Raw genomic sequence first — 21,216 nt, forward strand, 5'->3', positions numbered from 1 at the left:
TGCATTCATTCCACCGCAGTGGGCTTTTTCTTTGCAAATCCTAAGCACCGCTGTTATCGAATGCGTTTTCAATCGAATCGATTAGCGGATCCGCCTGGCTCATTATGCTCTTAACTCTGTTATCAACGTTTTTATTTTGCGACTTCAAAGACCGCGCTAAATCCAACGCATCGTCAAAAATCTTTTCAACAATATCTTGATTTACGCCATCTGCCTTAAATTGCGCACTCCAAGAGTTCAGGGACTCAAACACAATCTCACTTGCATCTATTTTTACAATCTCATTTTCGTTTTTCTTTGCATTTTCAACAAAAGCGCGCAACTTTCCAGCATACTCTCGCACTTTAGGCTTTGGCTTAGCTTGTGAATAGTTTGTAAGATCTAAGTAGCCTTTGCCAAGCGTGGAATACATTAACGCTGACTCATAATCCTTTGCCTTAACACCCTTTAGCGCCTCTTCAAACCACTTTGCAGACTGTTCAATACGTTCCTTTCTATTCGCACTACTTGATTCTTCTTTATCTTTAACACCGTAATACCAATACGCTTTTCCAACAGATAAGCATAATTCATACCAATCTTCGGATTTTTTAAGATCCGACTTGTACTTATTAACAAACGACGTAAAATCTTCTCTTTCGCTTGCACTCCATCGAAAATCTTCAATCTGGTTTACTAAAAGTCGCAACGCTGGCTGAATGGATATAGGCTGAACATTTGCATTAAAAAGCTTTACTTGTAAAGACATAGCTTTGTTAACATATTCAACAATTTGCTTAGAATCTGTTGATTTTGCAGCCTTAGACATGTACTTTTTATATTCTTGTACACTGCTTGTTATGTTGCTAGCGTTCTTGTTTTTTGTAGGGATATTGCCGCTTTTTACATATGAGCGCAGTTCGCTTACTTTTGCTCTACTTGCGTTTGTTATTACGGATTTACAAGCAAATGCAAAAACAATACATCCAATAAATGCCATTAAGGCGCAACAAACAATCTTAAAAATATTTTTCTTGCCATTTTTAACACCATTTTTAACACCATTTTTCTTGTGTCTTTTGCCAATATTTTGATTACCACTTTCTACGCGCAATCGCGAGAGAGCATGGCTGCTACGACTTGCATCATATTTTTTGCGAGTTTGCGCACCTCTCGCACGTTCTTTATTGCGCAAAACAAGACCAGATTCTCCCATATTTGACTCAACTTTTTCGCCAAATTCTAAATCTTCTAAACAATCTTTTAACGCTTGAGAAAACTCCGCACAATCTTCGTATCGGTCCTTTGGATTATGCGCCAATGCGCGCATTAACACATAGCGCACACCACTATCGCAATCGTCGCAGCTCAAATCGAAGTTAGTAAGCGGATGAGATTTATTAGAATCCTTAAAATCTAAAGTCTGATTACTAGAAAAACTAGAAAAATCGGAATTGTTAAAACTTAAAGAGGAATCGGAATGATTGGAACTCTCGCAATAGCATGTACCCGTAAGCGCGTAAAACAACGTTGCTCCAAGCGCATAAACGTCTGTAAAAACGCCGATTTTAGCATCCTGCTCAAAAAGCTCGGGAGCTGCAAATCCACATGTTGCAAAACGCGCATCTTGCTTAAATCGACTTGGTTGCACCAAAACACCATCTTCGCCTTTAAGCTCTAATGCAGAGCCAAAATCAATTAGATGCACACTAGAATCATTAGAAATCATAACGTTAGAAGGTTTTAAGTCGCAATAAACAACAGCTGGATTTAACGAGTGAAGGTATTGCAATAATTCGCATAGCTGGATTCCTAAAGCGCATACTTGACTAGGGCTAATAACTCCGCTTTGCGTAATAATCGTTTTTAGCGAACTTCCCTCAACATAGTCGCGAACTGCGTACGCTCTGCCATTTTCCTCAAAAAAATCAACGATTCTAGGAATACAAGGATGATTGCAATGATTCAAAACCTCGACTTCTGCTCGAAGCGATTGCAAAATCAAAGCTTTTTTATCACTATCTAAATTCTCATTAGACGTTTCTTTAACAGCCCATTTTTTGTGTAAAACATTATCTACAGCAAGATAAACGCTAGAAGTTCCGCCCGAACCAAGCTTTCCCAAAAGCTGATATTTTCCACCTACACAAACCATATTTACCGCACTTTCATAAAATCAAACCGATAATAATCCTGTGCGCTAAACTCTATGCACTAATTCATGCAAAGAAAAGACTTAATGGAAAATGTGTACCAAAGCCATCAAAGTCCTAGAAAAATAAGGGAAAAGTTATCCACATTGCTTACATTGCTTGCATTGCTAGTATTAATCACACTAATCAATCAATGTCTGCGCCAAGAGCAGTGAGCTTTCCTCTAAAGTCTGCATAACCGCGGTCAATAAGCGAAATACCCTTAACGTTAGATGGCCCCTTAGCTGTAAGAGCTGCAATAAGATGACTAAAGCCACCACGCAAATCTGGAACATCAATATCTTGACCAGTAAGAGGTGTTGGTCCAAAAATCACAGCAGAATGCTTGTAATTGCGCTGCTGGAATCGACAAGGAAGCGAGCCAAGGCACTCGCGATACAGCTGAATCATAGCACCCATTTGCACAAGCGGCTTTGTAAAGCCAAAACGATTCTCATACACTGTTTCATGCACAATGCTCAAACCTTTAGCTTGCGTTAAAGCAACAACAAGCGGCTGCTGCCAATCTGTCATAAAACCAGGATGAACGTCGGTTTCAATAGCAACTGGATGCAAGTCTCCGCCTGGATGCCAGAATCGAATACCATTATCTGCAACGTCAAACTGGCCGCCAACTTTGCGGAACACGTTTAAGAATGTCATCATTTCTGGCTGAGTTGCGCCTTTAATAAACACATCTCCGTGAGTCGCAAGCGCTGCCGAAGCCCAAGATGCCGCCTCAATCCTATCTGTTAAAGCAGTGTGATTGTAACCTTGAAGCTTATCAACGCCCTCAATTCTAAACGTGCGATCAACGTCTACAGAGATGATTGCGCCCATTTTTTGCAAAACGGCCACCAAATCCATAATCTCTGGCTCGATTGCTGCACCCGAAAGCTCCGTTTTTCCTTCTGCAAGAACAGCAGCAAGAAGAGTTTGCTCAGTGGCACCAACCGAAGGGTAAGGAAGATGGATTTTAGTTCCGTGCAAACCGTTTGGAGCAGTAATGTGAATACCGTCTTCGTGGTCTTTATTTACATTTGCGCCGAGCTTGCGCAAAGTTTCAAGATGGAAGTCTATAGGACGCCCACCAATATTGCACCCACCAAGCGCTGGAATAAAAGCCTCGCCAAGCCTGTGAAGAAGCGGGCCAGAAAACAGAATCGGAATGCGAGAAGACCCCGATAACGTGTCTACGTCGGCAACGTCTGCAAGTTGAACATTGCTTGCGTCAATGCTAACAACGCCTGCAGCACCATCAACGCTTACATTTACACCGTGCAATCGAAGCAAATCCGAAACAACGTGAACATCTCTAATCTCTGGAACATTTTTTAACACGGATTTTCCAGGAGCAAGCAGCGCTGCAACCATCGCCTTGCTAACAAAGTTTTTTGCGCCACGAACTTTAATCGTTCCGTTAAGCGGCTTGCCACCTTCTACATGTAAAACGTCTGCAGCGTCGATGCCACTTTCGTTATGTTCAGCCGTGTTTTGCGCAGACACATTTACCTCTTTCGTTTGCAACTAAAACTAATAACTATAATACCGATACGCGTGCCAATCGCATGTAAACGACGTTGCAATCGCACAATAATCGCGTGCTATTTTGCAACTATAGACCGCCATCTTCTTAAAATCCTTGCAAAAAGTGAAGGCTTTTGCAATAAATCGACTTCTGGCAAATCGTGGCTACAATCCGCGTTTAATCCATATGTGTACGCTTTTTTAGACGATGCTTTGCCAACTAAATCGCCAAATTCCAGCATTTGCGTTCTAGGCTCGTAAGGATGACGAATGTCGAACTCAAGAAGCCTTGCTCCGCATTTAGAAGCCACTGGCCCATAAGATGCAAAACCGCACGTTGCAGTGGCCATTAGAAGCATGCCAGAATCCTTGCACCTGCCCGCAAACGCGTTTCTGTGATCGTGCCCTGCGCAAAAAGCAAAAGCACCAATCTTTTGCAAAATATTGTATTCCCCACTGTCTTTATCTGGGCAGCTCACGCCTTCTCCAAGATACCCATCTGGCAAAACGCAATTATCGTCTAAAGCGTAGTATTTTCCAGCAAAACGCCTATATCCTTCGATAGCGTTTTCTTTAGCAGCGCAATCTTTAGCAACTTCGCGCAGTAAATCGTAGTATTGCGGAAGCGGAAAATGCTGAAAAACGCAGAATTTTGGCGGCAAAAAGTTTGGCAAATCCGCTAAAAAGTCAAGTGCCTTGCTAGAAGGACTTCCGTAGCCGCCGCGCTTTTCGTAATCGCCAGAATCTACAAGAACAATAGAAAATACGACTTTTTCTTGATTTACGTCCATAACAGGCAAAGCGAATGTTCCTGCTTTACAAGGAAATATGATTTGATTTGGCAAAATGCTTTTTGGAAGAGACATGGCGGATCCGCTAGAAAATTCTCCATCGGTTTGCTGGCGATTCAAGCATCCCGAAAACTCTTGATACAAAGAATCCAGCTCCGCGTTGCTTAATCCGCACTGAAAATCGTGATTCCCGTACGTTAGCGCCCAAGGAATTGAGCGTTCTTCTAAAGGCTTTACCATGCATTTAATATGATCTAAGACTTTTTTGCGCGTATTTTGCAAATCTTTTTCATGCGACTTGCGCGCATCTACTCCACGCGCACCTACTCCACGGTTATCTTGCGACTCATCCCAGCGTCTTCGCACAAATGTGTTCGCAAAATCTTTAGCATATCCTGCAATTTGATTGCCACTAAAAATCACAATATCTGGCCTAACTGCATCGCAAGCAGACTCTATAAGCTTAATCGTGTCTTTGCTGATTTTTGGCGCATCTTGAACATCTGCAAACTGTAAAACACGGAATTTTCCCGAAAGATGAAATTGCAACTTACCTAATCTTGCAGAGACGGATGTTGGTAGCTTTGACGAATCATATGCATTAGATGACTTAGACACATTAGATGACTTAGCAAAACTTGACGACTTAGCGTTTGGAGAAGTCGCCTGCCCGTTTAGACTACTTTCCAAAATCTTAGAGTCGCTTTTATCAGATTCTGCAATTTCTAACATAGTTCAAGCATACGGCACAGCATCTGGCGTATCAACAAAACACGGAAAAACACAGAAAAACACGGCAGAAGGCCGCAAAACGCCGCAAAAATAGCGTTTTTTTACAATATTTTAAGATAACTTTAAGCTAATAACCTATTCGCATTAAGAAAAGAGTGGTTAGATATAAAGCATAGACGGAATAAATCACAATAATCAGTGATTTAGAACTAATAACTGAACCTCTCTTCTTCTCTTCTTTCAAACCCCGAGCCAATCACTCGGGGTTTTGTTTTGTGTAAGCTTTGAGTGGGATTTTCGTAAGATTCATTTGCGGAAGTTGAAAAAGAAAAAGCCCCCGCGATTACGAGAGCTATTCGCTGGGGTACCTGGACTCGAACCAAGAATGGATGAACCAGAATCACCTGTGTTGCCAATTACACCATACCCCAATTGGCAGGCTTCGCGGCTCTTGGAACCGTTCCGTCTTTGTACCCCCGACCGGATTTGAACCGGTGTTGGCGCCGTGAGAGGGCGTAGTCCTAGGCCGCTAGACGACGGGGGCTTAATTTATTTGCTACGCCTCTAGACGCAACAAATGTCGACTTTACAACATAACGCAAGTATATGCAACTAGCGGCGTGTCGCATCAGCTACAAAATGCCCCCATGCAAGTCAAAAATCAACAAGCATGGGGGCAAAACAGCATTAAGCTTAATCATTTTTACAAATGCTCACGCAATCCAGCCAAGCGAGCCAAAGTCACGTCTTTGCCCACGATTTCCATGGATTCGAAAAGCGGAGGAGAAACGCGGCGGCCAGAAAGAGCCACTCGCACAGGGCCAAACGCCAATCGCGGCTTGTATCCAGCTTCCTCAACAAGCTTCTTGTTCAAAAGCTCGTGCAAGGAATCCGTATGCCAATCAGAAGCATCAACGTCCTTCAAGGCAGCGAGCGCAGCGTCAAGAACCTCTCCTGCAGATTCCTTCAACTGCTTACGAGCGTCGTCATCTGGAGCAATGTAGCCATCTTCACTTAACAGGCTGCCAACCATTCCAGCGACCTCGCCAAGCAAACGCACGCGAGGCTGTACAAGAGGCGCAGCAGCGGTGAGTACTTCACGCTCGCGGTCAGTTAACGCATCCCAATTATCCGCACTAACTACGCCATCCTTATGCAAGTAAGGCACAGAACGGTTCAAGAAATCTTGCGGATCGAGCATACGAATATGCTCAGCGTTAATCGAAATTGCTTTATCCAAGTCAAAGTGTGCAGGATTTGCCTTAACGTCGCGCACATCGAATTTTTCAATCATCTCGTCCATAGTGAACACATCGCGATCAGGCGCAATAGACCAGCCAAGCAAAGCCAAGTAGTTCAGCAAGCCTTCTGGAATAAAGCCGTTATCTCTATGCAAGAACAAGTTGGACTCAGGGTCTCGCTTAGAAAGCTTCTTCTTGCCTTCGCCCATAACGTAAGGCATATGGCCGTAAAGCGGAGTTTCCTTAGCAATTCCCATTTCCATAAGATAACGGTAAAGCACAATCTGGCGAGGCGTGGAGCTAAGAATATCTTCACCGCGCAAAACCACGTTTACATCCATCAACGCATCGTCAACAGGGTTCGTAAGCGTGTAAAGCGGATCGCCATTCGGGCGCACAATCACATAATCTGGAACAGAACCCGCCTTAAAAATGATTTCGCCACGAATTAAATCGTTAAAAGTAATGTCTTCATTTGGCATCTTCAAGCGAAGCGCAGGCTTGCGACCCTCCTCGCGGAAAGCTTGCTTCTGCTCCTCAGTAAGGTTTCTGTCGTAACCGTCGTAACCAAACTCAGCTGGTCTACCTGCAGCAATATTGCGCTCTTTAATCTCTTCTGGAGTAGAGAATGATTCGTAAGCGTATCCTGCTTCAAAAAGCTTTTTCGCTACGTCTTTATAAATTTCCATACGCTGGGACTGGCGGTATGGGCCATTTTCTCCGCCAACATCAATGCCCTCGTCCCAATCAATATTTAGCCAACGAAGAGCCTCAATAATCTGCTGGTAGCTTTCTTCGCTATCTCGCTCGTTGTCCGTGTCTTCAATGCGGAAAAGCAACTTGCCATGCGTGTGGCGAGCCTCCGCCCAGTTAAACAGAGCGGTACGAACCATACCTACGTGAGGCGTACCAGTTGGCGAAGGGCAAAAACGCACGCGAACATTCTTTGGAAGTTCAGGCTTTGTGGATTTTGTTGCATTATTAGCAACTTCTTGAGTTTCCTCTGTATCAGTCATAGGTTCCATTGTGCCGCGCGTTACGGACGTGCCTATCTAGTCAAGAGCTTGAGTTGATTCCTTATTACCTTCCACATGCGCAAACTTAGCAGCAAGAGCTTCGCGAGATTTTCTATCGTCTTCTTCTTTTGCAAGCTTCTTAGCCTCTTCTGGGTCCCAAAGAACGTCTTCCTTATGCTTTGACCATTCACGCTCAAGCAATGGAGCCGCAAATTCAACCAGCGCGCTCATACTATTTTTACTATTTTCGCCATCATCGCCAGTCTTACCACTTTTTGCGCAATCAACAAGCTCACGCCACTGATTATCCTTAAACATCATTCGCGGAACTCCAGCACACTCGCACACCTCGTTAATATATAGGAATATAGGCAAAGTTTCGTAAATGTTGCCGGTTTTTTCAATAAGACTTTTAAGAATAGAAAGTATTGCCGTAATTTTTTGCGATTCTACAGGATTAATCCCGTAAAAATCGCGCTCTTGTTCATATGATTGTTCACACTCTTGTTTTGCGCACCTAAACGCATCTTGCAAGCTCTCAACGCTCCAATTCCCTGCAACGCTTAAAGAATCCGCAGCACCGTTGATTGCGTTAACATCGTTAGAAAGATTGGATTCAAGCTTGCTAAAAATAGCGTTAACATCATTCGTGTTGTTTTCTAGCTCTTCTTGCGCTTCGCTATAGTCTGGGTCGTAGCATAAATCCATATCATCGTAAGCGCTTGCAGCAGCCAAAAGCGCGTCAACTATCTCTTGCGGGCGTCCTGGAATTTCGTCTGCACCTTCATACACAAACTCTGCATCTGGAACAGTAACGTCTAAATCTGTAATAATTCGAGCAATAGTGCGAATCGCCCTAACCTCAAGATTTTCAGCATATTTTGCGTCATTATCTAAATGGCGAGCTTCGCTTAAAGGCCACAATTTAGTTAAATCCGCGGCCGACTTTGCAGCAGACTCAAGCAGACTCAAAGCCTTTGAATCCAGCTTTTCTACAGAATCACCCATAATAACGCTCCTTCGCATTAGCTGTAAAAAACACGGTTTCTACGCATCTTTTATGCATATTTTAAAGTCTATTGCTTATTATTCCACACGTTCTATTGCACACGCGCCGCAGGATCCACATATGTGATGGAAAGCACATTCATATTTGCGCAATCATACGTAATCGAAGTAATCGACGCCAAGGCCGTTTTGCGCAAAAGCATATTGTGCTCCGCGTGACCCGTTTCTAGCAAATGACGATAAGACCATATTGGCGATTCGTGCGTTACAGCTACGATTTGCTCGCCTGGGTGATTTTTTACTTGCTCGCACGCAAAATCGCCAACGCGCGCAGCAATGCTTTTGTAGGATTCTCCCCAACTTGGCTTCCACAAGTTAGATACAAGCTTCCAATTGTTGTTTTTCCACAAAGCGCCTTCGCCGTAGCCGATTCTTTTCCCTCGAAAATTGTTTTCTGCTTCGATTAGACGTTTGTCTAAAATAATCGGGCCGATTTGCAAAGCGCTTGCGATTTGTTGCGCTGTTTCTTGCGTGCGCTCTAAAGGAGACGAGTAAATCGCGCTAATCCCACGCATTTGCGGAACAGTCGCAATATATTGCGCAGTAGCGCGAGCCATTTTTAAGCCGCGATTAGATAAGTGAAATCCTGGGAGCCTCTCGTAAAGCACGTGATTTGGATTTTCCACTTCCCCGTGACGCACAAAATGAATAGTCGTAGCTTGCATATTTTATAAACCTACTTCCAAACCTACTTCCAGCCTTTTGGAGTGTTACTTAACGACCACTCGCCCAACTTGTGAGCAAAAGTATTGTCTTTAGCGGCATCATAATCAGGTTTTTGCGACTTTGTGTCGTCTAAAAGCCACTTTCTAATAACAAAATTCCACACAGCTACAACAACTGTTGCAATAAGCTTGCCAATGTTTGTGCGAAGCATGTAAATCGCAGTACCACGCAAAGTTTGTGCCATTCCAAGCGTGCTAAGCCAAATAATCGCATCGTTAATAAGCAAACCAATAACTGCAGAAATAACAAAAATCAGCAATTCCATCCAACGAGCCATGTCTTTTCGGTGCTTAAACACGTACTTCATGCTGGCAATGTAGTTAAAAATAAGCGAGATTATAAAAGATATTGTTCCAGCAACAACGTTATTAAGATGCACAAGAAGAAGCAGATTTAGCAATACTACGTCAATAATCAGCGCAATGATTCCTACGATTCCAAACTTAACAACCTGTTCAATAAGTTTTTTCATACATTCAATTAAACACGCGGAGGCTAACAATTTACTATAATTATTGCGTAACACAGGTTTATTATTGCGTAACATATGTTGCGCAGCACAAGTTTATAAACTTAGAAAATTCATAAAACTTAGCAAAGGAGCGATTATGCCAGTTATTCACACTCATGTTTCTGTAAGCACTACGCCAGAACAGCGCGATGCCTTAAAAGCAGCATACGGCAAGGCGATTAGTGCAGTTCCAGGCAAAAGCGAGCATTGGCTTATGTGCCCATTCGAAGACAATATGCCAATTTATTTTGCTGGAGATAATACTAAGCCTGCAGCATACGTTGAAGTGAACGTTTTTGGCTCTAGCGTGCCTGGTTCGGCTTGGGAAAAGTTAACTGAGCAAATTATGGCGGCTTTGGAGAGCGAGCTTGGAATACCACAAGATCGCACTTACATTCGCTACACTGCAACAACTGACTGGGGCTGGAACGGCGGCAACTTCTAGTCGCAAGTTTTATACAAAAATCGCCATATCTTGTTACGTAAAATACGCACCAAAATATGGCGATTATTTATTATTGCAACTATCTATACAAATAAATATGAATTAGTCACTAAGATTGATTGCCAAAACTAGGTTCATCAAGCTCAGATTCGCTGGAAGAATAATCATCGCTATTAGCAACGCTGCCTTCAAGATCTGGGCCAGCAGCTACGCGAGCCACTTCTTCCATACCTTTGTTGTCACATATAACCATGCGAACATAGCCAACAACAAATCCAACAACAGCAGGGCAAACCCAAGCCATTCCAAATTCCGAGAACGGCAACCAGTTTTGAGCAACAATCAACATATCGTTCATATGCAATGCGTTGCGCAAAGCTGTTGGCAAACTATTCAAAAAGTCAAATACAGCTGCAACACCAGTAAAACCAAGTGTCCAAGCATACACGACCTTGGAATTTCCAAAAAGTCGACCACACAAAGCCAAAAGAATCAATACGATTGACAGTGGATACAAGAACATTAATACTGGAACCGCGTATTCGATGATTGCGCTCAATCCAAAGTTTGCAAGACCAAACGAAACAAGCGTAATCAATACAGCCCAAACACGGTAGCTAGGACCCTTAGGGAATAACTTAGAGAAGGTTTCCGAGCAGCTTACGATTAATCCAACCGCAGTCTTTAAGCAGGCAAGCGTTACTGTTGCAGCAAGCACGAATAAGCCAGCATTTCCAAGATGGTAGCGTGCAACTTGTGCCAAAGTTACGCCACCATTTTCCGCAGGTGGGAACAGAGCACGGCTACGCACACCAACAACAACAATCGCAACGTAAATCAAAGCCATTAGCAAGCAGCTAAAGAATCCAGAGCGAGCAGTATTTACTGCCACATCTTTAGGATCTTTTACACCAAACTGGCGAATGGTGCTAACAACCACAATTCCAAATGCCAAGCTAGCTAAAGCATCCATTGTGTTGTAGCCATCTAAGAATCCTGTAAAGAATGACTTATTAACGTAATTTCCCATAGGAGCAGCATCCGAAGAAGCACCGCTTATAGGAGAAAATAGTGCAGTAAATACCAAAACCGCTAGGAACACAAGGAAGATTGGCGTAAGAACTTTACCAACCCACGTTAGTATGCCGCTTGGTTTCATAGCAAAGAAGAACGCGAGCGCAAAGAACACTACAGAGAACAAGAACAAGTACAATTGCCCATTTCCGTCTTGCGGAATAATTCGCTCCAAGCCAACAGTGTATGAAGTTGTTGCGCATCGCGGAATTGCAAAGAACGGGCCAATTGTTAAATAAAGAACGCATGTAAAGAACATGCCGTATTTTTTACTAGCTTTGCTTGAAAGTTCAAAAAGGCCGTTTGCGCGACTCATTGCAAGAGCTGTAACACCAAGTAATGGCAAACCAACGCCAGTAACAATAAAGCCGATTGTTGCAGGAGCAGAATTGTTTCCTGCGTTAGCACCAAGAAATACTGGGAAAATAAGGTTTCCAGCACCAAAGAACATGCCAAACAACATGACCGCCACGTATGCGGATTCAATAATTGTCAAGTTCCTTTTTTTCGGGGCACTGTCTGTGCTGACACTTTGTGTTGTGACGCTCATGCTACACCTCCTATATGGTGAAAAATTGTTTAAGCATATTATTTAACGCATTGAATAACAAAACTGAAACCGAAAAATAATATTAGGGGGTATATTAATAAATCGCATGTACTTAATAGACAAAAATTTGCAATTTCGCGCGTGTCTTTTTGTAAAAATAAAAGGACGCTAACATAAAAGCTAGCGTCCTAAATAAAGGGCAAATGCGCAATAATAGAAAAAGCTACATCTTTTCTGGAGCAGAAACACCAAGCAAATCAAGGCCAGAGGCGATTACTGTGCGCACAGCAGCGTTAAGCTTAAGTCGAGCTGCAGCACGTGCTGGCTCTGGGCACTTTGCAATGCGAATAGCCTCACGCTCTGCCTCTGGCAAGCGATTTTCTGGGTCGCTCAACTCCATTGGCACTACGCGCTCAAGGTTGTACCACTTGTGGTAGCTTGCAGCCAAATCCTCAAGATAATGCGCAACGCGGTGCGGAGCGCGCAAATCGCCAGCTTGCGCCAGAGCCGCAGGCCATTGCGCCAAAGCAGCCAACACTTCGCCATCTGCCTCGGTATTAAGCAAGCTTAAATCGGCTCCATCTGCACTAATTCCAGCGTCTGCCGCGTTACGAGCCACATTGCAACTGCGCGCGTGAGCATATTGCACATAGTACACAGGATTATCGTTGCTGTGGGAAGCAAGCAAATCCAAATCAATATCAACGCTTGTGTTGTAATCTGTGCGCGCAAGCGAGTAGCGCGAAGCGTCAACGCCAATTGCATCAACTAAATCGTCAATCGTAATAACGTTTCCAGCTCGCTTGCTCATGCGTACTGGCTTGCCGTCCTTCATAACGTTTACCATCTGGCCAATAAGAATCTGCATGTTTTCGCCTGGCTTATCTCCAAAAGCCGCGCACATTGCCATCATTCTGCCAATATAGCCGTGATGATCCGCGCCAAGCATGTAGATTGCTACGTCTGCAGGATTCTGTTCGCGATGACGTTTGTTACGATAGTACGCAATATCTGCAGCAAAGTAAGCGTAATTGCCGTCGGACTTAATAATTACGCGATCTTTATCGTCGCCATGCTTGGTGGATTCAAACCAAGTTGCGCCGTCTTTTTCAAAAATGTCTCCACGCTCACGCAAGTCCGAAATAGCGCGCTCAACTTCGCCGTCCTCGTACAAGCTGTTTTCGTGGAACCACACGTCAAAACCAACACGAAAATCACGCATTGACTTGCGAATTTCCGCAAACATCATTGGCACTGCGCGCTTGCGGAACTCTTCTCGCTGCTCGGAATCGCCTTCGCCAAGTGGCAAACCTTCTTCATCTTTTCCAAGATCAATTCGTGGCAAAGAAAGAACGTCAACGCCGTCTGCTTGCGCTTCTTTTATAACCGCATCCGCAATTTCGTTAATATACGCGCCTTTATAGCCGTCTGCAGGCGTTTCTTCGCCGTGAGCTGCAGCAACTAAAGACTTTGCAAAACGGTTGATTTGCTCACCGTGATCGTTGAAGTAGTATTCGCGCACAACTTTTGCGCCGTTCGCTTCCAAAACTCGAGCCATAGAATCGCCAACTGCTGCCCAGCGCGTGCCACCAATGTGGATTGGGCCAGTTGGATTTGCGGAAACAAACTCAAGATTCAAAGTTTTGCCACTCAAATGCGTATTCTTGCCAAAATCAGCACCCTGATTTAAGACCTCGTCAACAACAGCCGCCGCAGAAGCAGAATCAAGCGTTATGTTAATAAAGCCAGGGCCTGCCACTTCTACGCGCGCAATACCTTCTGCTTCTTGCAAACGCTCGGCAAAAAGTTCAGCTAAATCGTGAGGCTTCATACCAGCTTTTTTAGCGAGCTGCATAGCAACGTTTGTAGACCAATCGCCGTGTGCGCGATCTTTTGGCCTCATAACTGCAAGTTTTTCGGCAGCAGGAATCAAATCTTCTGTTAGACTGCCAGCTTTACCGCTTGCTACTAAATCTTTAGCAATTTTTTCAATTAATTCACTTAAGCTTTCTGGATTCATGGTTTACAGTCTAGCGTTACCGCGCGATGCTTCGCGATTACAATACACAAAAAGCGCTGAAGTCGAAGATTGACTTACAGCGCTTTTGTTTTGCAATTAATCGCGAAGCAGCTTACGATTAGTTACTTCGCGATTAATCATTTTCGATTACTTGCGATTACTGGCAATTACTTCTTTTTTGCAGGAGCTTCACCGAGTTCGCTTTGAGCAACAGAAACGTTTACATTAGTTGCATCAGATTCCGCAGAATCAGAAGCAGAAGAATCCGCAGCCGAATCTCCAGCATCTGCAGCCTTAACAGCGTTAAGCTTTACTTCTCCAGTAACGCGTCCCGCTTCCGCAACGTCATCCAAAGTCTCCTCAACAGCCTTGTAAGCATTTTCTGCAACGTTCAAAGTCACTTGCAAAATAGGAGTCTTCATAGAAACCTTTGCTTCAGACTTAATCTTTCGCAAAGTAGCCAAAGCCTCGCCCGCGTAAGCCAAAGTATCTGCAGAAACTCCGTTTGCAGCAGCCTCATAAGCCTTAGCGCATGGCCAGCTTGCGCGATGCACAGAACCTTCGCCGTCGTGCATCCAACTCCATACTTCTTCAGTAGCGTAAGGCAAGTAAGGAGCAAGCAAGCGAGCCAAAGTGTCGAGTGCAAGGCCAAGAGTTGTATGAGCAGACTTTACAGCAGCTTCGCTTGGAGTGCGCCCAGTGGATTCTGCAGTTCCATAAGCACGATTCTTTGCAAGCTCAATGTAATCGTCACAGAACTCCCAGAAGAAGGTTTCGATTGCTTCCAAAGCCTTGGAATGCTCGTAAGATTCAAGCGCATCAGTTGCGGTACGAATAACGGATGCAAGCTTTGCCATAACAGAGCGATCCAAAACTTCCGTAACGTCTGCAAAATCCCAGTCCGCGCTGGCAGACTCAAGAACCTGATGTTCCTCATCTTCGCGACCAATCGCGAGCGCAAACTTTGTAGCGTTCAAAAGCTTAATCGCAAGGCGACGGCCAATCTTCATCTGGCCTTCGTCGTAAGTTGCATCCAAGCCAAGCTTTGCAGAAGTTGCCCAGTAACGCACAGCATCCGCACCAAACTCTTCGATTGGCTTATTTGGCACAACCACGTTGCCCTTAGATTTAGACATCTTCTTATGGTCAGGATCAAGAATCCAGCCAGAAAGCGCAGCATGCTTCCAAGGCAAGCATCCGTTTTCAAGATGCGCACGATCAACCGTACTAAACAGCCAAGTACGAATAATATCTTGGCCTTGTGGACGCAAATCCATTGGGAAAGTAGCCTTAAACAAAGCTTGATTTTCCTCACCTGGCTCTTCCCAACGAGTCACAATTTGTGGAGTTAAGGAAGATGTGGCCCAAGTGTCCATAATATCCTGCTCAGCAGTAAAGCCATTTGGCTGGTCTCGCTGAGACTCGTCGAAGCCTTCTGGAACGTCAATAGTTGGGTCGATTGGCAAACGGTCTTCGCTAGGCGTCAAAGGATGCTCGTAGTCAACTTCCCCATTTTCGTTTACTGGGTACCAAAGTGGGAATGGCACACCAAAGAAGCGTTGGCGAGAAATAAGCCAGTCGCCATTTAAGCCATGAACCCAATTCTCGTAGCGCACGCGCATAAAGTCTGGGTGGAAGTTAAGTTCCTTACCGCGCTCAATAAGCTCAGCGTTCAGCTTTTCGTCCGTGCCGCCGTTCTTTAAGTACCACTGGCGAGAAGTGACGATTTCCAAAGGCTTATCGCCCTTTTCGTAGAAGTTCGTCATACGCTTTGTTGGCTTTGGATCGCCTTCCATATCTCCAGCTGCTTGCAAAGCTTCAACAACTTCCTTGCGAGCAGAGAACGTGGTTTTACCAGCAATCTTCTCGAACATTTCGCGGCCAGACTCGTCCGTAATCCAATCAGGAGTAGTCATTACAATGCGGCCGTTTCGCTGAATGATTGGTCGAGTTGGCAAACTCAAATCGCGCCACCACTCAACGTCTGTTACATCGCCAAAAGTGCAGCACATTGCAATGCCAGCACCCTTGTCCATTTGAGCTGCAGGATGCGCCAAAATCGGCACTTTCACCTTAAACAGCGGCGAGTAAACTTCTTTGCCAAAGTACTTCTTGTAACGCTCATCGTCTGGGTGTGCAATCAAAGACGTGCAAGCAGCAAGCAATTCTGGGCGCGTAGTCTCAATATAAATTGGCGTACCATCTTCAAAGCGGAAAGCAATCTTATGATAGAAACCAGGGTATTCGCGCGCTTCAAGCTCAGCCTGCGCAACAGCAGTCTGGAATGTAACATCCCACAAGCCTGGAGCGTCTTTCTGATAAGCCTCTCCACGAGCAAGATTGCGCAAGAATGCTTTTTGAGCAACTCGGCGAGGCTGCTCGCCAATCGTGTGATAAGTTTGCGACCAGTCTACAGAAAGACCAAGCCTGCGCCACAAAGCTTCAAAAAGCTTCTCATCTTGAGAAGTCAATCGCTCGCAAAGCTCAATAAAGTTTTGCCTGCTTACAGGAACCTGATCTTTTGCCTCAATCTTCTTGCCTTCAGTACCTTCAAATGGCGGCTTAAAATCAGGGTCATACTTAAGCGAAGTATCTACGCGCACGCCGTAATAGTTTTGCACGCGGCGCTCTGTTGGCAAGCCATTATCGTCCCAACCCATTGGGTAGAACACATCAAAGCCTTGCATGCGCTTATATCGCGCAATCACATCCGTATGCGTGTAAGAAAATACGTGACCAACGTGCAAGTGGCCACTAACCGTTGGAGGCGGCGTATCGATTGAATACACGGCCTTGCGGTCGCGAGAATTGTGGAAAGCGTAAGTCTCAGCTTCGTCCCAATTGCTACGCCATTTGTCTTCAAGACCATCAACACCAACCTTATTAGGCAATGGTGTTAAATGTGCGTGTTTTACTGTGTTATCCTGTTCACTCATGAACTGAATATTAGAAACTCACTGAGACATCGCACTATAACAGAGCACTAAGAACTCACTAAGCCAGCACTATTTAACAGTCACATCATGCAAAGGAAGCAGCTGATCGGTCATGTTAGTAGGGTATCCACTCACATTTGACTTTGCAACAACAACGCTATTCCTTGCGTACAACCATCCCGAAACCGCGTAATCGCACAATTCTTTAGCGTACTTTTTAATGTTTTCTTCGTACTCTTGCGGACTTGTGGACTTCATTGCGTCTGCAAAATACTTTTGCGAAGCATGGTCTTGGAACAAGTAGTTAGACTTAGTGTCTGCATACATTCCAGAGTCAAGAGTGTGATTAGTCCAAGTAAGAGCTAAGTCGTATTTACCTTCGCGTATTCGTTGATCGATTACACTTTGGTCTAATTCTTCTAGTTTTACTGGGAATCCACCTGCATAGCTTAAGTTTTTTGCCATTTGATCGCAAACGCTAGCCATTCCAGTTGGAACAAGCATTGTGATTCCGCGCAAATATCCTGCAACAAAGTAGTGGTACATACCGTAAGCTTTTTGAACGTCGTGAGGATACGTATTACTAAAATCTTCATACCCTGGAGACATAGGGTCGATTGGACCGCCAACAAGCTGGCCTCCAAAAGGATCGGAAGCAAGAATAACATTGGGCTCAATCACGTGTCTTGCAGCTCTACGAATTTGCTGATCGCAGAACATAGATGACATTCCCGTGTTAAAAGCAAACATTCTTAATCTTGTGCTTTTTCCCTTTACCAACTTAGTGTTTGGCATTGCAGCCATTCGCTTGTTTTCATTTCCGTCTAGTGGAATTGCCATTTGCACGCTGCCATCTTTAACAGCGTTTGCTAAAGACGTGTCATCGTTAAAATACTTAAGAGTTATGCTTTGGCATCCAGCTTGCCCCGCCCAATAATTGTTGTTTCTAGCAAGAACGAGATCCCCACCCTTGTTATATCCCTTTACTGTAAACGGACCTGTTCCAATAGCATCGGAAGCGTAGTTAACAAAAATGTTTGTGTTGTAAACAATTCCAGCTCTTCCAGCTAATCGCCTTGGCAAAAGTGGGTCTGGAGTTTTAAGAGTTATGTTTAGAACGCTAGGCCCAGAGTTAGAAACGCTTGTTATGTTTGTTAGCTTTTCGTAGCCAGGATAATTCTTTGTAATGCCTTGCTGAAGCGATTTAAGAACGGAACTTGAGTCCATTGGGTCTCCGTTAGCAAACTTAATTCCGCTGCGGAGCCTAAATTTATAATTCAATCCATCGTTCGAAACGCTCCAAGATTGCGCAAGCCCTGGGTGTAAAACATTGTTTTCGTCTCGTTTTACAAGTGTTTCGTAAACGTTCTCCAAAAGTGCCTGTTGTAAGGAATCACTATCGTCTGTTCTAATATCTAGCGAAGCTGGAGCCGTGCGTAATCCTATTGTTAAAGTTGAACTTGTCGCTGGAAAGATGTTTGTAGGTATTAAAGATCTTCCGCCTATAAACCGCCATCCGCCCCAAATTATTGCAGATAGAATGCCGATTAAAACAATAAATACAACCCATGGTTTAGCGCTTCGTCTAGTTCTATGCGCATATCTTGCACTACGCACATGCGAAGCAGATGAGTATCTTTCAAATTCAGGCATGATTAAAAGTTTATATCACCGTTTGAATTTGATTGCCGAATTTATACACAAAATAGTCTAAAAATATCCTAAAAATATTCTAAAAAATTTACTAGACGCCATTAATCTTGTGCAAATTTATTTTCTACAATCTAACAGAAGGGCATAAAAACCTAAGAGGACAATCGCCACAGCGCGGGTTTCTAGCAGTGCAAAACATTCTTCCGTGCAAAATAAGACGATGCGAAAGATTCGTCCATTCTTCTGGCGCAAAACAAGCTGTGACTTCTCGCTCGATTTTCGCTGCATCTTTAGCCTTAGCGCTAGAGTCACTCACCCAGCCAAGTCTTGACGTAACGCGCATAACATGCGTATCTACTGGAAATCCTGGAATATTAAAAGCGTTTCCTAAAACAACGTTTGCTGTTTTTCTTCCTACGCCTGGCAACTTTGTAAGATCTGCCATATTATTTGGAACAACGCCATTAAAATCTTTAACAAGTTTTTGCGAAAGCTCAATAATATGTTGCGATTTTACTCTATAAAAGCCAAGCGAATGAATTATTTCTTGCACGTTGCATATTTGCGCTTTTGCTAAATCAACTGGCGTTGGGTATGCCTTAAAAAGCTTACGCGTAACAAGATTTACGCGCTTATCTGTTGTTTGCGCGCTAAGAACAGTTGCGATTAAAAGCTCAAATGGGTTCGTAAAATTTAGCGCACATTTTGGATTTGGGATTTCTTCGCATAAAATCCTGTATTCTTCGCGCATTTTGTTTTTATTTATCACATTTACCGCATTGATTTTATTTGTGTTATCTATTGTGTTATTTATTTTATTCGTGTTATTTGTAGCCAATATAAGCCTAGTCTAAATCGTTGGAAACGCCTGAATCCTCGGCACGCGAATCGCCAGCATCCGCACTATTGCCATTTTGTGCGTAATCGTCATTTTCTACTTCGTCAACTTGAGCTTCTAATGGGTCGAAACGATATCCAACATTTCTAACTGTTCCAATAACATGCTCATATTCAACGCCCAACTTTGCACGAAGCCTACGAATATGAACGTCTACCGTTCGCGTTCCGCCATAGTAATCGTAGCCCCAAACCTCTTGAAGTAAATGTGCACGCGTAAAAACTCTACGAGGATGCTGAACAAAATATTTAAGCAGCTCAAATTCTTTATACGCTAAATCGATAGGCTTTCCGTGCAAACTAACTGTGTAACTTTGCGTATCCACAACTAAATCTCCAGAGCACATTTGACCATTGCTGTTAACCTCAACGCTAGTAGAATCGGCAACAGTAGAGCCAGCAGCAGAATCTGCAGATACAACTTTTTTAGCAGCTAAGCGCAATCTTCCTTCTACTTCTGCAGGAGAAGCAGTTGTTAGCATAACATCGTTAACGCCCCAAGATGGGTTTACAACTGTAAAACCGCCCTCGGTAAGAATTAGAATAATAGACATTGTTAAATTAGACGCGCGCACAAGAGAACACAGCGATTTTGCTAAAGATAAGTCTTCTCTAGCATCAACAAGAAGAATAGTATCTTCGGGCATTTTAAGCATGCTAGAAGGTTCCATTGGCACTACGCGCACGCGATGCGAAAGAAGCGTTAGCGATGGCAAAACTTTTGCAGGCGCGGCACAAGAGGTCATCAATGTAATATCCGTCATATTGACACCTCCATAGCGCATAGAATTGAATTAAAATTCAAAATCAAGCTGTTATAAAAAAGAATTGTAATCCATGCTTAAGAAGAATCAAAAAGCGCAAGTGTACGCTTGCATATAAAATGATGTAAATACATGATTAACGAATTAAATACACGGATTGAATACACAGATTGAATACTGCGTAAACGCGATAGGAGCGTACAATGAGCAACAATATTCAGCGCAACAAAATGTATGGTCACATTACGATTGCTGTAACTCAATTTGTTGCTATAGTTCTTTTAGCATCTACTGCAATGCTTCCGTTTGCAACAACAAAAGCAGTTTTAACGGTTTGCATTCTTATTCTTCTTGCTTTAATAACTTTTTGGCCACTCAAAGGCTCCACAGCCGATAAAGCTATTCCTTTTCTTGCATCATTAGCGTCTATGTGGTGCGCAACGCTGGCCTTAAAAGGATGGCTGCCAAGCAGTGTGATTGATGGCGAATCAGAAGTTAGTATTCACAAATTTGTTGCTGCTATTAGACCATACGAACGATGGGCGGTAAACTTTGCGCTAATTCTTGTTGCAGCAACATTTGTTAGTTTTGCTAGACAAATGTTTAGAGAAGATAGGTCTAATCTTGTACGAAACCTATCTCATTGCCTTACTGCAAGTATTGCATGCGCAGCCTTGCCTGGATGGCTTTTCTTGCCGTCAATTATTAAATTCACTTTTTCTGTGCGCGTATTAGAACTTGGCGTGTTAGTGGCAATTCTTGGATTGTTTGTTGTTCTTGTTTTGGCTGGTCTTTCTCACCTTTGGATTAAAGACGCACAATACAATGCTGGAACAGTTTTCCCGCAAATTGGAACAGCTTTGATTCCAATTATGATGTGCGGAATGGTTGTTTACGGAGCTGGATTGGCAATGTTGCTTGTAGCGTAAGCGATTAAAGTTAATGCTAGTTGTTTCACACGTTGTTTCACGCACTGTTTCACGCACTGTTTCACGCAATTAGATAGCAATTACTTATTAAGATATTAAAAAATATTAAAAGATATTAAAAAGTGTCTAACACATAAAATGCGTTAGACACTAATAGATACGTTG

The 21,216-nt window shown here is 43.6% G+C and carries 15 protein-coding genes and 2 tRNA genes; 2 read left to right on the forward strand and 15 right to left on the reverse strand.

Features of this window, described 5'->3' with window-relative positions:
• Window positions 1-40: 40 nt before the first annotated feature.
• From NYP67_RS00560 to NYP67_RS00600, 9 genes are all read right to left on the reverse strand, one after another.
• Window positions 41-2,134: a serine/threonine protein kinase gene (locus NYP67_RS00560; RefSeq protein ID WP_473411055.1), complete on the reverse strand. Its 2,094-nt coding sequence runs from the start codon at window positions 2,132-2,134 to the stop codon at window positions 41-43.
• Between the two features lie 184 nt (window positions 2,135-2,318).
• A complete protein-coding gene (murA, locus tag NYP67_RS00565) occupies window positions 2,319-3,677 on the reverse strand; it encodes a UDP-N-acetylglucosamine 1-carboxyvinyltransferase (RefSeq protein ID WP_004133526.1) in 1,359 nt (452 codons plus the stop codon).
• A gap of 98 nt (window positions 3,678-3,775) precedes the next feature.
• Window positions 3,776-5,221, reverse strand: a complete 1,446-nt coding sequence (locus NYP67_RS00570) for a metallophosphoesterase family protein (protein ID WP_004133527.1) — start codon at window positions 5,219-5,221, stop codon at window positions 3,776-3,778.
• A 359-nt stretch (window positions 5,222-5,580) separates the two neighbouring features.
• Window positions 5,581-5,652, reverse strand: a tRNA-Gln gene (locus NYP67_RS00575).
• 40 nt (window positions 5,653-5,692) lie between these two features.
• Window positions 5,693-5,765, reverse strand: a tRNA-Glu gene (locus tag NYP67_RS00580).
• A gap of 159 nt (window positions 5,766-5,924) precedes the next feature.
• Window positions 5,925-7,487 carry a glutamate--tRNA ligase gene (gltX, locus tag NYP67_RS00585; RefSeq protein ID WP_473411056.1) on the reverse strand — a complete coding sequence of 521 codons (1,563 nt, stop codon included), beginning with the start codon at window positions 7,485-7,487 and terminating at the stop codon, window positions 5,925-5,927.
• Between the two features lie 27 nt (window positions 7,488-7,514).
• Complete coding sequence (locus NYP67_RS00590; RefSeq protein ID WP_415680906.1) at window positions 7,515-8,486, reverse strand: hypothetical protein; 972 nt, start codon at window positions 8,484-8,486, stop codon at window positions 7,515-7,517.
• A 92-nt stretch (window positions 8,487-8,578) separates the two neighbouring features.
• Window positions 8,579-9,211, reverse strand: coding sequence for a histidine phosphatase family protein (locus NYP67_RS00595; protein WP_016831954.1), 633 nt, complete (start codon window positions 9,209-9,211; stop codon window positions 8,579-8,581).
• Between the two features lie 23 nt (window positions 9,212-9,234).
• Entirely contained in the window at window positions 9,235-9,744 is a 510-nt protein-coding gene (locus NYP67_RS00600) for a GtrA family protein (RefSeq protein WP_016831953.1), read from the reverse strand.
• Between the two features lie 136 nt (window positions 9,745-9,880).
• Here NYP67_RS00600 and NYP67_RS00605 point away from each other — a divergent pair, with 136 nt between their 5' ends.
• Window positions 9,881-10,228 (forward strand): phenylpyruvate tautomerase MIF-related protein, encoded by a 348-nt coding sequence (locus tag NYP67_RS00605; RefSeq protein ID WP_016831952.1) that lies wholly within the window; start codon window positions 9,881-9,883, stop codon window positions 10,226-10,228.
• Between the two features lie 109 nt (window positions 10,229-10,337).
• Here NYP67_RS00605 and brnQ read toward each other — a convergent pair whose 3' ends face one another.
• The 6 genes from brnQ to NYP67_RS00635 all read right to left on the reverse strand — a co-directional run bounded on the left by brnQ (window position 10,338) and on the right by NYP67_RS00635 (window position 20,122).
• A complete protein-coding gene (gene brnQ, locus NYP67_RS00610) occupies window positions 10,338-11,852 on the reverse strand; it encodes a branched-chain amino acid transport system II carrier protein (RefSeq protein WP_473411057.1) in 1,515 nt (504 codons plus the stop codon).
• Window positions 11,853-12,075: 223 nt separating this feature from the next.
• Window positions 12,076-13,872 carry an arginine--tRNA ligase gene (gene argS / locus NYP67_RS00615; protein ID WP_473411058.1) on the reverse strand — a complete coding sequence of 599 codons (1,797 nt, stop codon included), beginning with the start codon at window positions 13,870-13,872 and terminating at the stop codon, window positions 12,076-12,078.
• A gap of 167 nt (window positions 13,873-14,039) precedes the next feature.
• Entirely contained in the window at window positions 14,040-16,808 is a 2,769-nt protein-coding gene (gene valS / locus NYP67_RS00620) for a valine--tRNA ligase (RefSeq protein WP_473411059.1), read from the reverse strand.
• 69 nt (window positions 16,809-16,877) lie between these two features.
• Entirely contained in the window at window positions 16,878-18,461 is a 1,584-nt protein-coding gene (locus tag NYP67_RS00625) for an ABC transporter substrate-binding protein (RefSeq protein WP_128813804.1), read from the reverse strand.
• A gap of 124 nt (window positions 18,462-18,585) precedes the next feature.
• The gene (gene nth / locus NYP67_RS00630; RefSeq protein ID WP_128813805.1) at window positions 18,586-19,212 is read right to left on the reverse strand and encodes an endonuclease III; all 627 of its coding nucleotides are present in this window, start codon (window positions 19,210-19,212) and stop codon (window positions 18,586-18,588) included.
• 94 nt (window positions 19,213-19,306) lie between these two features.
• Window positions 19,307-20,122 carry a response regulator transcription factor gene (locus NYP67_RS00635; protein ID WP_060785834.1) on the reverse strand — a complete coding sequence of 272 codons (816 nt, stop codon included), beginning with the start codon at window positions 20,120-20,122 and terminating at the stop codon, window positions 19,307-19,309.
• 203 nt (window positions 20,123-20,325) lie between these two features.
• On the opposite strand from NYP67_RS00635, the gene NYP67_RS00640 reads away from it, so the two are divergent.
• The gene (locus tag NYP67_RS00640) at window positions 20,326-21,051 is read left to right on the forward strand and encodes a hypothetical protein (protein ID WP_018644822.1); all 726 of its coding nucleotides are present in this window, start codon (window positions 20,326-20,328) and stop codon (window positions 21,049-21,051) included.
• Window positions 21,052-21,216 lie beyond the last annotated feature (165 nt).

The organism is Gardnerella sp. c23Ub_4 (genome assembly GCF_055804115.1).